The sequence below is a fragment of the Amycolatopsis speibonae genome, assembly GCF_042647925.1.
Lineage (GTDB): Bacteria > Actinomycetota > Actinomycetes > Mycobacteriales > Pseudonocardiaceae > Amycolatopsis > Amycolatopsis speibonae.
Genome location: NZ_JBHRWK010000012.1, coordinates 47,046 through 60,278 on the forward strand (window position 1 = coordinate 47,046; position 13,233 = coordinate 60,278).

The 13,233-nt window shown below is 70.1% G+C and carries 10 protein-coding genes; 2 read left to right on the forward strand and 8 right to left on the reverse strand.

Features of this window, described 5'->3' with window-relative positions; all coding sequences use genetic code 11:
* Position 1: 1 nt before the first annotated feature.
* The gene (locus ACFOSH_RS06020; RefSeq protein ID WP_378237675.1) at positions 2–1,234 is read right to left on the reverse strand and encodes a thiolase family protein; all 1,233 of its coding nucleotides are present in this window, start codon (positions 1,232–1,234) and stop codon (positions 2–4) included.
* A gap of 186 nt (positions 1,235–1,420) precedes the next feature.
* On the opposite strand from ACFOSH_RS06020, the gene ACFOSH_RS06025 reads away from it, so the two are divergent.
* Positions 1,421–1,591, forward strand: a complete 171-nt coding sequence (locus ACFOSH_RS06025) for a hypothetical protein (protein ID WP_378237677.1) — start codon at positions 1,421–1,423, stop codon at positions 1,589–1,591.
* Between the two features lie 80 nt (positions 1,592–1,671).
* Here the strand turns inward: ACFOSH_RS06025 and ACFOSH_RS06030 are convergent, their stop codons facing one another.
* The 6 genes from ACFOSH_RS06030 to ACFOSH_RS06055 form a co-directional block, all read right to left on the reverse strand.
* A complete protein-coding gene (locus tag ACFOSH_RS06030) occupies positions 1,672–2,259 on the reverse strand; it encodes a D-alanyl-D-alanine carboxypeptidase family protein (protein WP_378237678.1) in 588 nt (195 codons plus the stop codon).
* Between the two features lie 367 nt (positions 2,260–2,626).
* The gene (locus ACFOSH_RS06035) at positions 2,627–4,240 is read right to left on the reverse strand and encodes an allophanate hydrolase (protein WP_378237679.1); all 1,614 of its coding nucleotides are present in this window, start codon (positions 4,238–4,240) and stop codon (positions 2,627–2,629) included.
* Positions 4,237–7,803: an urea carboxylase gene (gene uca, locus ACFOSH_RS06040; protein ID WP_378237680.1), complete on the reverse strand. Its 3,567-nt coding sequence runs from the start codon at positions 7,801–7,803 to the stop codon at positions 4,237–4,239. Before uca ends, ACFOSH_RS06035 begins: the two co-directional genes overlap by 4 nt.
* Positions 7,800–8,411 (reverse strand): urea amidolyase associated protein UAAP2, encoded by a 612-nt coding sequence (locus tag ACFOSH_RS06045; RefSeq protein ID WP_378237681.1) that lies wholly within the window; start codon positions 8,409–8,411, stop codon positions 7,800–7,802. Before ACFOSH_RS06045 ends, uca begins: the two co-directional genes overlap by 4 nt.
* Entirely contained in the window at positions 8,408–9,241 is an 834-nt protein-coding gene (locus ACFOSH_RS06050; protein WP_378237682.1) for an urea amidolyase associated protein UAAP1, read from the reverse strand. The genes ACFOSH_RS06045 and ACFOSH_RS06050 overlap by 4 nt, the downstream gene beginning before the upstream one ends.
* A gap of 11 nt (positions 9,242–9,252) precedes the next feature.
* The gene (locus ACFOSH_RS06055) at positions 9,253–10,719 is read right to left on the reverse strand and encodes an amino acid permease (protein ID WP_378237683.1); all 1,467 of its coding nucleotides are present in this window, start codon (positions 10,717–10,719) and stop codon (positions 9,253–9,255) included.
* Positions 10,720–10,897: 178 nt separating this feature from the next.
* Here ACFOSH_RS06055 and ACFOSH_RS06060 point away from each other — a divergent pair, with 178 nt between their 5' ends.
* Positions 10,898–11,554 (forward strand): TetR/AcrR family transcriptional regulator, encoded by a 657-nt coding sequence (locus tag ACFOSH_RS06060; RefSeq protein WP_378237685.1) that lies wholly within the window; start codon positions 10,898–10,900, stop codon positions 11,552–11,554.
* Between the two features lie 402 nt (positions 11,555–11,956).
* Here the strand turns inward: ACFOSH_RS06060 and ACFOSH_RS06065 are convergent, their stop codons facing one another.
* Positions 11,957–13,225, reverse strand: coding sequence for an HRDC domain-containing protein (locus ACFOSH_RS06065; protein WP_378237686.1), 1,269 nt, complete (start codon positions 13,223–13,225; stop codon positions 11,957–11,959).
* Positions 13,226–13,233 lie beyond the last annotated feature (8 nt).

Sequence of the window (13,233 nt, forward strand, 5' to 3'; positions counted from 1 at the left end):
GTTACTTGGCCCCCTCGAAAGCCGGGTTCTCCCAGATGACGGTGCCGCCCATGCCGATGCCGATGCACATGGTGGTCAGGCCGTAGCGCACGTCGGGGCGCTCGGCGAACTGACGCGAAAGCTGCGTCATCAGCCGGACACCGGAGGACGCGAGCGGGTGACCGCAGGCGATCGCGCCACCCCACTGGTTGACGCGCGGGTCGTCGTCGGCGATGCCGAAGTGGTCGAGGAAGGCGAGCACCTGGACGGCGAACGCCTCGTTGATCTCGAACAGGCCGATGTCGTCGATCGACAGGCCGGTGCGCTTGAACAGCTTCTCGGTGGCGGGTACCGGGCCGATGCCCATGACCTCCGGCTCGACCCCGGCGAACGAGTAGCCGACGAGCCGCATGCCGATCGGCAGGCCGAGTTCGCGGGCGGTGTCCTCGTCGGCGAGCAGTGCCGCGGTGGCGCCGTCGTTGAGACCGGCCGCGTTGCCCGCGGTGATCCGGCCGTGCGGGCGGAACGGCGTCTTCAACCCGGCGAGCGTCTCGAGCGTGGTGCCCGGGCGCGGCGGCTCGTCTTCGGTCGCGAGACCCCAGCCCAATTCCTTCGACCGGGTGGCGACCGGGACCAGCTCGGGCCCGATCTTGCCGGTCTTCACGGCCTCGGCGTACTTCTCCTGGCTGCGCGCGGCGAAGGCGTCGGTGCGCTGCTTGGTGATCGCCGGGAACCGGTCGTGCAGGTTCTCCGCGGTCTGGCCCATCACGAGCGCAGTCGGGTCGACGAGCTTGTCGGCGATGATGCGCGGGTTCGGGTCGACGCCCTCGCCCATCGGGTGGCGGCCCATGTGCTCGACGCCGCCGGCGATGGCGATGTCGTAGGCGCCGAAACCGATGCCGCTCGCGGTCGTGGTGACCGCGGTCATCGCGCCCGCGCACATGCGGTCCAGCGCGAACCCGGGCACCGACTTCGGCAGGCCCGCCAGCAGCGCGGCGGTGCGGCCGATGGTCAGGCCCTGGTCCCCGATCTGGGTGGTGGCGGCGATCGCCACCTCGTCGACGCGTTCCGGCGGCAGCTCGGGATGCCGCCGCAGCAGTTCACGGATGGCGTTGACGACGAGGTCGTCGGCACGGGTGCCGGCGTACATGCCCTTTTCGCCTGCCTTGCCGAAGGGCGTTCGCACCCCTTCGACGAAGGCGACATTGCGTACCGACCGCGCGTTCGGCGCGAGCGGTGTTGCTCCTGCGGCCACGAATGCTCCTGAAGTAGAGGTAGTCCTGACCGCACCCTAGCCCTGGTTACCCGTCGGTAACCAGGATGGTGGCCCGGTCGAGTGGGGGAAGGCACACTCCCGGGTCAGGCGCGGGTCGGCCGCTTGGCCGATCCGGGGGGCGTGGAGAAGTTGCTATGTTCGAAGTGATCAGGGGGAGGGATCACGATGACTACGCCGGGGAGGGCCGTCACCCGTCGTGTGCTTCTGGGGCTGGCGGTTCTCGTGCCGCTGGCCGCCTGCACTCGCGGGGCTTCGCCGCCGTCGTCGTCCGTCCCCGTGCCGCCGCCACCGCCGCCTTCGCCCACGCGGCAGTTCCACGACCGGTTGCTGGCCTAGATTGGACGAGTTCCGCCTTCAATCACGCGAGATCGGTCTTCAAACACGCGAGATCCGTGTCCGATCACGTGAATCTCGTTCTAGTTACCGGTGGCGCTGGGGAGCAGGGCGGGACAGCCACCGGTGACGTAGGCCGGGTCGTACTCGAAGTGCCACTTCTCGTTGTCGTAGCGGCGGCACCAGCCGAGCGCGCCGCCGTTCTTGTCCACCCACGAGGCGGAGTTCAGCGGCTGGATGTCGACGGCGATTCCCTTGACGTGCATGGACGTCTCCGGCTGCAGCGCCCACTTCTTGGCCTGCTCCACCGAGCCGAACCGCTTGACGGCCTTGTCGAACTCCTGCTGCTGCTGGGCCCGGCTGCGCTTGCCGTCGTTCACGCACAGCTCGACGTTCTGCGCTTTGGCCTTGGCGCGCACGGCTTTCCATGCCTCGATCACGTCCGGGCGCATGCCGGAGGTCTCCTCGTCGACATAACGCTTGTCGACGGCGCACGTCGGTCCGGTGTCGGGGCCGGGGACCTCTTCGAGGATCGCGAGCGGCTGCCCGTTCACCTGCTTGACGGCCACGCCGGTGGCTCCCATCGCCACCATCGCGATCCCGACGAGTCCCAGCGCCACGAGCACGCTGATCGCGGTCCGGCGGCCGGGAGTCACTGTGGTGGGCACCACTCCGAAGCTACCTCGCGCATGGCGGGCCGCCAGGGTTTGTGACCTTCTTCCCAGAATGCCGCAGGAAGCCAACCAAACCGGAAACGCCCTGGTCAGGTTGGTCGTGAGTGGCGTTTCGGGTGAGAGCCAACAGTGTCTTAGGTACCCACAGTCTGGCGGTTTCGCGTGATTGGAGGGGCGACACACGTGACTGGGTGGGCGACTCGCGGTGAGACCCCAGACCGCGGCGTGTCGCCCGTCCAGTCACGCGTGTCGCCCGTCCAATCACGCGTGTCGCCCACCCAGTCACGCGAAGCACCGACTCGGTCCAGGTAGTCGTGAGTGGCGATTCGGGTGAGAACCCGAATCGCCACTCACGAGACGTAACTCAACGGCTCAGGTAACCGAGCCACCCTCCGTACCCCGTGATGTCCTCTGCCCCCTCCACCGCAAAGGGTTCACAGACGAACCCGGACACCTCGCTCCCGTCGGCCAGCCGCACCTTCCCGATCGCCAGCGGCGCGGGAATGCCCGCCACGAACGCACCGAACCCGTCCAAAGGCAGGTCCCACACCTCGGCCGCGATCGCCGCGCCACCCGACGCGACCCGGACGAGGCCGGGTTTGGGCGGCACGGTGTCCAGCGCGTAGAACCGGTACTCGGCCGCCGTCGGCCCCGCGGAAACGAACCGGCCGCCCCGCGACGTCAGTTCGTGGTTCAGCGGCTGCCCGCGCAGATGCGCGCCGACGACGGCGATCCGTGTCCGCTTCGGCACCAGGCGGGCGACGTCGGCGAGGATCCGGTCGGCGTTCGCGGCCCCGACCAGCATCACCCCGAACGGCAGCCCGCCGACGGTTCCGGCGGGCACGGCCAGCGACGACAGGCCCAGCAGGTTCGTCGAGTTCGTGAACCGTCCCAGCCGGGCGTTCACGCCCAGCGGGTCGGCCTCGACTTCGGCGATCGTCGGGTGTTCCGTCGTCGTGGGCAGCAGCAGGCAGTCCACAGTGGACAGAACCCTCGACGCTTCCAGCGAAAGGCCGTCGAGCGTCGCGAGGTCACTGAACACCCGGTGCGCCGGGATGTCCTTGGCGCCGCTGATGATCTGCCGCACCGCCGGATCGACGGCGTCCGGATGCGCGTCGATGAACTCGCCGACCGCCGAATACCGTTCGGCCACGAAGGCGCCTTCGTACAGCAGACTCGCCGCGGCCGAGAACGCCGATATGTCGACAGTGACCAGCTCGGCACCCGCCTCGCGGAACGACTCAGCCGCGGCGGAGAACGCTTCGGCCCACCCGTCCTGAAGAGGGCCCACCTCGGAAGGCACACCGATCCGGAAGGGACGGTGCACCACCGGAAGGTCCCGCGGCTCGCTCAGGCAGGCGAACGCCGCCGTCGCCTCGTCGACCGTCCGCGCGAACACGGTCACGCAGTCGATGCTCGCGCACGCGGGCACGACACCGGTCGTCGGCAGCAGCCCCCGCGTCGGCTTCAGCCCGACGATCCCGTTGAACGCGGCCGGCACCCGGCCGGAGCCCGCGGTGTCGGTGCCCAGCGCGAGATCCGCGATGCCGAGCGCCACCGCGACCGCCGATCCCGAACTCGACCCGCCCGAAACGTATGCCGGATCGATCGCGTTCCGGACCGCGCCGTGCGGACTGCGCGTGCCGACCAGCCCGGTCGCGAACTGGTCCAGATTGGTCGTGCCCAGGATGAGCGCCCCGGCCGCGCGCAGCCGCGCCACCACGGGCGCGTCCTCGTCCGGCAGGGAGCCGTACTCGGGGCAGGCCGCCGTCGTCGGCAGCCCGGCGACGTCGATGTTGCCCTTGATCGCGGCGAGCTTCCCGTACAGCGGCAGGGCTTCCCCTGCCGCGCGACGGGCCTCCAGCTTCTCCGCGTCGGCGAGCACCTCCGCTTCGGGACGCAGGTCGATCCAGATCTCGGGCCGGTCGACCCGCGCGATCCGGTGGTACGCGGCGCGCACCCGTTCCAGCACGCTCATCCCGCGCTCCTTCCCAGCACCACCAGCGGCGTGCCGGGGGCGACCTGGTCACCGGGGGAGACGAGCACTTCGACGACCTCCCCGCTCGCGGGCGCGGGGATCCGCGCCTCGGTCTTCATCGCTTCGAGGATCACCAGCGTCTCCGCCGGATCGACCTGCTTGCCGGGTTCGACGTCCACCCGCCACACGGTCGCGGCGAACGGCGCCTCGACGACGTGCCCGCCGGGCGGGGCCGCGACCTTCGTGGTCGGGACCTTCGCCCCGGCCGGTTCCGGGCGCGGATCGAATTCGCCCGCGGCCGCCCAGGCCTGGCGTTCCGCTTCGAACGCCGCGCTCTGCTTCGCCCGGAACGTGGCGATGTCGGCGGCGTTGTCGGCCAGGAACCGCTCGTGGTCGGCCAGCGCGAACTCGCCGTCGGTGATGTCGAGTTCCAGTTCCCCCGCCGAACTCCGCGCCCGCAGGTCCAGCAGTTCCTCGGCGGTCACCGGGTACCACGAGATCCGGTCGAAGAACCGCAGCAGCCACGGCGAACCCGGCTCGAAGGACCCTCGTTGCCGCCAGCCGCTCCACACCTGCACGGTCCGCCCGACGAACTGGTAGCCGCCGGGGCCTTCCATCCCGTAGATGCACAGGTACGAACCGCCGATGCCGACCGAGTTCTCCGCGGTCCACGTGCGCGCCGGGTTGTACTTCGTGGTGACCAGCCGGTGCCGCGGGTCCAGGGGCGTGGCCACCGGTGCGCCGAGATAGACGTCGCCGAGGCCGAGCACCAGGTACTCCGCGTCGAACACCGTGCGGTAGACGTCGTCCACACTGGACAGACCGTTGACCCGCCGGATGAACTCGATGTTCCACGGGCACCACGGCGCGTCGTCGCGCACGCCCGCCATGTACCGCTCGATCGCCTCGCGCGTCGCCGGGTCGTCCCACGACAACGGCATCCGCACGGTCCGGCTCGGCACCACCAGATCGCCGGTGCGCGGCAGGTCGTGCTCCACCTCCTGGACGAGCCCGAGCAGTTTCGGGACCGGCAGCACGTCCGGGTCGACGTGGACCTGCAGCGAGCGGATGCCCGGCGTCAGATCGACGACGCCGTCGAGGCCTTCCGCGCCCAGCCTGTCGGCCAGGGCGTGGACCCGCATCCGCAGGGCCAGGTCGAGTTTCATCGGCCCGTACTCGATCAGCAGGTTGTCGTCGCCGCTGCGCCGGTAGGTGACCTCGGGGTTCTCGTCCGATGTGGACAGACGGCCGAGGATCCCGCCGTCGTCGATCGGCTTCCGCGTCGCCTTGACAGCCGCGCTCGGCGAGACACGCAGGGACCCGGCGTGCTCGGTGGTGATCGGCACGAACCGCACGGTGTCACCCGGCCGCAACTGGCCGAGCTTCCACCGCTGCCCGGTCACCACGGTCGCCGGGCAGACGAAGCCGCCGAGGCTCGGCCCGTCCGGGCCCAGCAGGATCGGCAGGTCGCCGGTGTAGTCCACGGCGCCGATCGCGTACGGCGTGTCGTGGATGTTCGACGGGTGCAGCCCCGCCTCGCCGCCGTCTTCCCGCGCCCATCGCGGCCGGGGCCCGACGAGCCGTACGCCGGTCCGCGCGGAGTTGAAGTGCACCTCCCAGTCGGTGGCGTAGAACGTCTCGACGTCGTCCGGGGTGAAGAACTCCGGCGCGGCGTGCGGTCCCTCGGACGCGCCGATCTCCCAGTGCGTCGCGAACACCGGCCGCTCGGCTTCGGCCACCTGTCCCAGGATCTCGTCCTCGGGTTCCGGCCCGGGGGAGAGGACGTCGCCGGTCGCCAGCGCGCGACCGCCGTGCCCGCCGAAGCCGCCGAGTGTGAACGTCGCCGCGCTGCCGAGGAAGTCCGGTACGTCGATCCCGCCGCGGACGAGGACGTACGCGCGGAGTCCGGCGGTGCCGGTGCCCACGTCGAGCACGCTGCCGGCGGGGACCTCGATCGGCGTCCACTGTGGAACGGCATGGCCGTCGACAGTGACCGGAGACGGCGATCCCGTGACGCAAACGCTTGCGTCGTGGGTGAACCTCAGCGAGACACCGTCCACAGTGCACTCCAGGCCGGAAGCGCCTTCGGGATTGCCCAGCGCGCGGTTGCCCAGGCGCAACGACAGATCGTCCATCGGCCCGTTCGGTGGGACACCCACGTGCCAGAACCCCAGCCGCCCCGGCCAGTCCTGGACGGTGGTCATCGTGCCGCCCCGCAGGACCTCGATCCGCGGTTCGGGATCGGTGATCGTGTCGAGCGTCGCGGTGTCGTGCGTGACGTCGTGCAGCCGCCGATCCGCGGCGACCGCGCGCAGCTGCCCGAGGTTCGTGCGCACCCCGTCCACCCGGCTTTCGCCGAGCGCGGCGCCCAGCGCGGCCAGGGCTTCGGCGCGGTCCGCGCCGACGGTGATCACCTTGGCGAGCAGGGGGTCGTAATGCGTGGTCACCTTCGCACCGGCTTCGACCCAGGTGTCGACCCTGACGCGAGCGGGGAAGTCGGCGCGGGTCAGCAGTCCCGCGCTCGGCCGGTGCCCGGCTGCCGGATCCTCGGCGTAGACCCGGGCCTCGACGGCGTGCCCGCGCGGCTCCGGCGAGGTGGTGAACATCCCGGTGTCGCCGTCGGCCAGCCGGAGCATCCACGCGACGAGGTCGATGCGGTAGACCGCCTCGGTGACCGGATGCTCGACCTGGAGCCGGGTGTTCACTTCGAGGAACGCGGCCTCTTCGCGAACCGGGTCGTAGATGAACTCGACCGTCCCGGCCGACCGGTAGCGCACCGAAGCGCAGAGGTCGACCGCCGCCGAGACCAGTTTCTCGCGCACCGCGTCGGGAAGTCCCGGGGCGGGGCATTCTTCGAGCACCTTCTGGTTGCGCCGCTGCAGCGTGCAGTCCCGCGTGCCCAGCGCCAGCACCTCACCCGCGCCGTCGCCGAACACCTGGACCTCGACGTGCCGCGCGTGGGTCACGAGCCGTTCGAGGAAGACGCCCGAGGTCGAGAAGCTCTTGGCCGCGATGCTCTGCACCGCGTCCCAGGCGTCGCGGAGTTCTTCGGCGGACGCGCAGGCGCGCATGCCGATCCCGCCGCCGCCGCCGGTGGCCTTGAGCATCACCGGGTAGCCGATCCCGGCGGCCGCGGTTTCGGCGTCCGCGAGGGTGTCCAGCAGCCCGGTGCCCGGCAGCAGCGGGACACCGGCTTCGACGGCCTTCTCCCGTGCGGTGTGCTTGCTGCCGAAGACGTCGAGGTGGTCCGCGGCGGGGCCGGCGAACCGGATCCCGGCCGTTTCCGCCGCCCTGGCGAAAGCGGCGTCCTCGGACAGGAACCCGTAGCCGGGATGGATCGTGTCCGCCCCGGTCTTCAGCGCCGCTTCGATGATCGCGTCGGCGATGAGGTAGCTCTCCCTCGCCGGCGCGGGACCGAGCCGGACGGCTTCGTCGGCAAGCCGTACGTGCGCGGCCGTGCGGTCGGCGTCGGAATAGACGGCGACCGTCGGAATGCCCATCTCCTGTGCGGTCCGGATGATCCGGACCGCGATTTCCCCCCGGTTGGCGACGAGCAGTTTCACACGTCACCGCCGGTGACGACCATGCGGACGGCGGTCGGGTCGAAACCGTTGCACGGGTTGTTGATCTGCGGGCAGTTCGAAACCAGCACCAGAACGTCGGTCTCCGCGCGCAGTTTGACCTCCATGCCGGGCGCGGAGATACCGTCGACGATGCCGAGTGTGCCGTCCTGTTCGACCGGCACGTTCATGTACCAGTTGACGTTGCCCACCAGGTCTCGTTTGCCGAGACCCCATTTGGCGCCCTCGGTCAGGAAGTTTTCGACGCAGGCGTGCTGGTACCGCGTGTGCTGGCCGTAGCGGAGGCTGTTCGATTCCTTGCTGCAGGCGCCGCCGATCGTGTCGTGCCGCCCGCAGGTGTCCGCGACGACGGTCAGCAGCGGGGCGCCCTCGCCGGTGCGCAGCACGCTGCCGGTGGTGAGGAAGATGTTGCGCTGCGCGGAGATCGTGGCGGCCGCGCTGTATCTGCTCGCCGTGTCGGCGGCGTCGTAGCAGAGGAAGTCGACGGCCTGGTTGCCGCCGAGATCGATGATCGCCAGTGTCTCACCCTCGCGCAGCACGGTGGAGTACGGCGCCCGCGCGGCCACTTCGGTGTCGGAGATGATGGTCATGCCAGGCCCCTAGCGGTGAGGTAGTCGGCGGTGTTCTCGAACGCGCGCTGCGCCTCCGGTGACGCTGTCCACTCAGGACTGTCCGGGGTGGACGGTGTGCTCCGCTGGGCGAAAACGCGCAGCGGGGTCGCCGTGTAGTCCGGACGCGGGTCGAGCGGATGCGCCACGTTGGTGATCAGCACGACGACCGGGAGTTCGGTGCGCAGGACCACGGACTTGCCGGGGCCCGCCGACCCGGTGAACGTCAGCCCGCCGTCGGCCTCCACGTGGACACCCTGGAAGAAGGACAGGCTCGGGGGCAGGTCACGCGGGGTGAGGCCGTGTTTCGCCGCGGCGAGGGTGAACAGCGCGTTCCCGGAAGGCGAGCCGCCCTGCGGGCCGCCGTCGCCGTAGCGCTCGGCGTTCGCGTCCACAGTGGACGTTCCGCAGAGGGCGTCGTGCTTGCCGCTCTCGTCGGTGACGACGGTGGCGAGAACCCGGGCCTGGTCCGAAAGCAGTGCGATCGATTCGCCGAGATAGGCGTTCCACTGGACCTTCACCGTGTCCGCGACGTTCAGCCGTTCCCACGGCTGGTCGGCGTTGAACAGCAGCAGATGCGCGCAGGCGTCGCCCTCGACGTCGGTCAGCCGCAGTTCGGTGCCGCGGGCGAGGACCTTGTGGGTGTAGCCGCCGCCGGCGACGGTCTCGGCCCAGACCAGCTTCGCCGGGTCGATCCCGGACGGCGGATCCGGCCAGGTGGAGGCGGGGATGGCGGGCATCGCTTCGGTCACCGTGCCCGCTTGGGCGCGGGCGTGGTCGCGTGCGCCGTACGTGGTCGATGTCGTGCTCATGGAACCTTCCTTCAGATCGCGGGGACGGGAACCGTGGTGAGCGCGGAGCGGCGGCGCCAGCAGAGATAGCCGGTGAGCAGCGCGGCGCCGACGAACTCGATCGGGAACAACAGGACCCAGACGGAGCCGGTGCCCGCCAGGTCGTAGATGTCGGCTCGTGGCCAGGCGATGTTGACGATCATCATCGCGCCGTACCCTACTGCCGCCACGTTGACCGGAATAGCCCATCGCCCCAGGGAGAAATGGCCCGGTTCGGCGGCGAAACGGCCTTGACGCCGCCGGAGCAGCAGTGGTCCGGTCACCAGGAGATAGGCGAGGTAGACCACGACCACCGAAGTGCCGGTGATGGTGCTGAAAATGGTCGGATTGCCGAGATTGAGCAGGAGCAGCCCGATCGCGAGCAGACCGGACAACACCGCGGGCGCGATCGGCGTGCCGGTGCGGGCGCTGACCGCGGAAAGGCGTTTGGCACCGGGAAGCGCGCCGTCGCGGGCCATCGCGTAGATCAGCCGGACCGTGCCGGTCTGGATGGTCAGCGTGCAGACGACGACCGCGATCGCCACGTCGGCGAGGAACACCCGGCCGAGCGTGTCCCCGAAGACGGCCGTGATCACATACGGCAGGCCTTTCCCGGCCAGCTGCCCGTCGGTCAGGCTCGGGGCGGCCATCAGGGCGGTGATGACGACGGCGAGCCCGCCGACCCCGGAGACCAGCAGCGCGCGGAGCACGGCACGCGGTGCGGTGCGGCGCGCGTTCTTGGTCTCTTCGGCCACGGAGGCGGCCGTGTCGAAGCCGTACAGGACGTACGCGGCCATCAGTGCCGAAGCGAGGACGCCGCCGACACCGGGGCTTTCGCCCGCGGGCTGGAGCACGACCTGCGGACCCCGGACCGCGAACAGCGCGAGACCGATGACCAGCACGAGGACGCCGACGAGTTCGGCGGCGACCCCGATGTCGTTGATCCGTGCCATGAGCCGCACGCCGCCCGCGTTGATCGCGGTGGTGACGACGATCAGCAAGGTGCCGAGCAGGACGGCGTTGCTGGCGCCGGTAGGCGACGTGATCGCCGGATCCCCGCCGACGAGCTGGAAGCCACTCCAGACCGAGGGGAGGACGACCTGCAACGCGATCGCCGCACCCGCGAGTGCGACGACGCAACCCACCAGCATCATCCAGCCGGCGAGCCACCCCGCGAATCCCGGGGAGAGGTGTTTCGCCCACTGGTAAACCGATCCTGCCAGCGGGAATCGGGCGGCGAGTTCGGCGAAGGTGAGCGCGACGAGCAATTGCCCGGCGATCACCAGCGGCCATGTCCAGAAGAAGAGGGTGTCACCGAAGGAATAGCCGAAGGCGAACAGCTGAAAGACCGTGGTCAGGATGGAAACGAAGGAGAAACCTGCGGCGAAGGCGGAGAAACCGCCCAGCGTCCGGCGAAGTTCTTGGCGGTAACCGAAGGCGGAAAGGTCTTCGGAGGGCATTTGCGGGGGCTCCTGTCTGAAGGGCCGAATTTCGATCGGTTGACCGAAATTAAGCGCGTGCGGGGTCCTTCCGATCTCCGCCCGGTAAGCGCGGTGTTAAGAGATACCGGATTCGGTAACCTGGGCCGACCACCGGACGTAACAAAGATCTTCGCGGAGAAATGGCAGGATCGGATAAATGACGAAAACGACCGGGGTGGGCAGGCCGAGAGCCAGCGGCGCCGCGGCGAGCAAGCGGGAAGCGCGGCTCGCCGTATTGGACGCCGCGGGGGAGCTGTTCACCGGCGCCGGATACGCGGCGACGACCACCCGAGCCATCGCCGAACGCGCCGGGCTGCGCCAGGCGTCGCTCTACTACCACTTTCCGTCCAAAGAGGACATTCTCGCGGCGCTGCTTGAGGACACCGTCCGGCCGTCGCTGGACGTCGCGGGCGGGCTGTCGGCCCAGCTCGCGCCGGTCGGCGCGCGGCTGTGGGCGCTGGCCTACGCGGACATCCACCTGCTCGGCAGCGCGCGGCACAACCTCGGCGCGCTGTACCTGCTGCCGGAGATCTCCTCGCCGAGGCTGGCGCGGTTCCGGGCCGAGCGGGCGGAACTCAAACGCGTCTACGGCTCGCTCGTCGCGGCGGCCGGAGTCCCGGGCGCGCTGCTCGGCATCCGGACCGACCTCGTGTTCGGCCTCGTCGAGAGCATCGCGATCGTCCGGCGTGACCAGCCGGAGCTGGACGTCGAGGCGCACGCCGTCGAAGGTGCCGACAGCGTGCTGAGGCTCGCCGGTCTCGGGGAACCGGACGCCGCGCTGCGCGACTCGGCGCGGGCGCTACTGGACGACTGAAACCGGCTCAGGCGGCCGCGGTGGCGTCGTGCGGGGATCGTGAGTGGTAAGTCGCGTTAGAACGACACTCGCCACTCACGAGGCGGCACGGAAGTGATGGTTCGACGGGCGTCGGGGTTGACGTTGAAGGATTTGGGACGTTGAGTGCCCCAGTTCTTCCCCCGTCGACACACCTGCATCCAGCACAAGCTCCGCCCGGCACCGAGACGAAGCAGGCCGAGTGTGGAGGATCCAGGACGTTGAACGCCCCAAATCCTTCACACTCGATCGCCAGTCACACCAGCGGGTGAGTAAATACGAGTTCGTTAGAACGACACTCGCCGCTCACGACCCTTCGGGCAGACCACCCACTGCCGCCGTTCAGCGCAGCGGATCTCGCCCGTCTTCGACCTCAGCCCCCGGTCAGGCGGCCGCGGTGGCGTGGAGCGCTTTGCTCAGCGCCGCCACGGTCAGCTCGACCTGCCACGGCCGGGCCCCGGCGTCGCCGAGAACAGTGGCGACGGCGTCTTCGCTCAGGTCCGCGGGCGGACGCCAGCAGGTGCGGCGCACCAGTTCCGGCAGCAGCAGGTTCTCCACCGGCAGCCGACGGTCCTCCGCGATGGCGGCCAGCGCCGCGCGGGCGGCCGCGAGCCGGGCGGCGGCGTCGGGGTCCTTGTCCGACCAGCGGTTCACCGGCGGCGGGCCGTCGGTCTGCTGCGCGGGGGTGGGCAGCTCCTCGGCGGGGAGCGCGCGGGCGGCCTGCAGATGCCGCAGCCAGCTCGCGGTGTACTTGCGCTGGACCCGGCCGCTGAACACCGGCAGCGCCTGCAGCTGCTCGACGGTCTTCGGATCCACGGTGACGGCGTTGATGATCGCGCTGTCGGGCAGGATCCGGCTCGGCGCGCGGTCGCGTTTGCGGGCGAGTTCGTCCCGCGCCTGCCACAGCTCGCGCACGGCGGCGAGGCCGCGGGCACTCCGGATCTTGTGCACCCCGGACGTCCGGCGCCACGGCTCGGCCCGCGGTGCGGGCGGCGGCGCGGTGCGGACGGCCTCGAATTCCTGCTGGGCCCATTCGAGCTTGCCCTGGGCGGCCAAGTCGGCTTCGAGCTTCTCGCGCAGTTCGATGAGCAGCTCGACGTCGAGGGCGGCGTAGTTCAGCCAGTCGACGGGAAGCGGGCGCTTCGACCAGTCGGCGGCACTGTGCCCCTTCTCCAGCTGGTAGCCGAGGAGGAGTTCGACGAGGGTGCCGAGGGCGACGCGTTCGTACCCGGCGAGCCGTCCGGCGAGTTCGGTGTCGAACAGGCTCTTCGGGTGCAGGTCGAGTTCGGCGAGGCACGGCAGGTCCTGAGAGGCCGCGTGCAACACCCATTCGGCGTCGTTGAGAACTTCCGCGAGGGGCGCGAGCTGCCCTTCGAGCGGAATGGGGTCGATGAGGAAGGAGCCGGCGCCTTCGCGGCGCAACTGCACCAAGTAGGCCTTCGGCCAGTATCTATAGCCGGAGGCCCGTTCGGTGTCCACGGCGATGGCCCCGCTGCCGCCTGCGATCTTCACACAGGCTTCGGCGAGAGCTGTCGCGTCGGCGATCACCGGCGGAGTGCCCTCTGCGGGCTCGCGCAGCAGAACCGCTCCACCGGTGTCATCAGTGCCGGTGTCGGGGTCTGCCTGTGAATCTCCGGGTCGGTCGCCTTCCATAGGTGAAG

Excerpts from the sequence above, each read along its gene's own strand:
- ACFOSH_RS06035 (WP_378237679.1), bottom strand. The coding sequence starts at position 4,240 with ATGAGCGTGCTGGAACGGGTGCGCGCCGCGTACCACCGGATCGCGCGG.
- ACFOSH_RS06050 (WP_378237682.1), bottom strand. The coding sequence starts at position 9,241 with ATGAGCACGACATCGACCACGTACGGCGCACGCGACCACGCCCGCGCC.
- ACFOSH_RS06025 (WP_378237677.1), top strand. The coding sequence starts at position 1,421 with ATGACTACGCCGGGGAGGGCCGTCACCCGTCGTGTGCTTCTGGGGCTG.
- ACFOSH_RS06045 (WP_378237681.1), bottom strand. The coding sequence starts at position 8,411 with ATGACCATCATCTCCGACACCGAAGTGGCCGCGCGGGCGCCGTACTCC.
- ACFOSH_RS06060 (WP_378237685.1), top strand. The coding sequence starts at position 10,898 with ATGACGAAAACGACCGGGGTGGGCAGGCCGAGAGCCAGCGGCGCCGCG.
- ACFOSH_RS06055 (WP_378237683.1), bottom strand. The coding sequence starts at position 10,719 with ATGCCCTCCGAAGACCTTTCCGCCTTCGGTTACCGCCAAGAACTTCGC.
- ACFOSH_RS06065 (WP_378237686.1), bottom strand. The coding sequence starts at position 13,225 with ATGGAAGGCGACCGACCCGGAGATTCACAGGCAGACCCCGACACCGGC.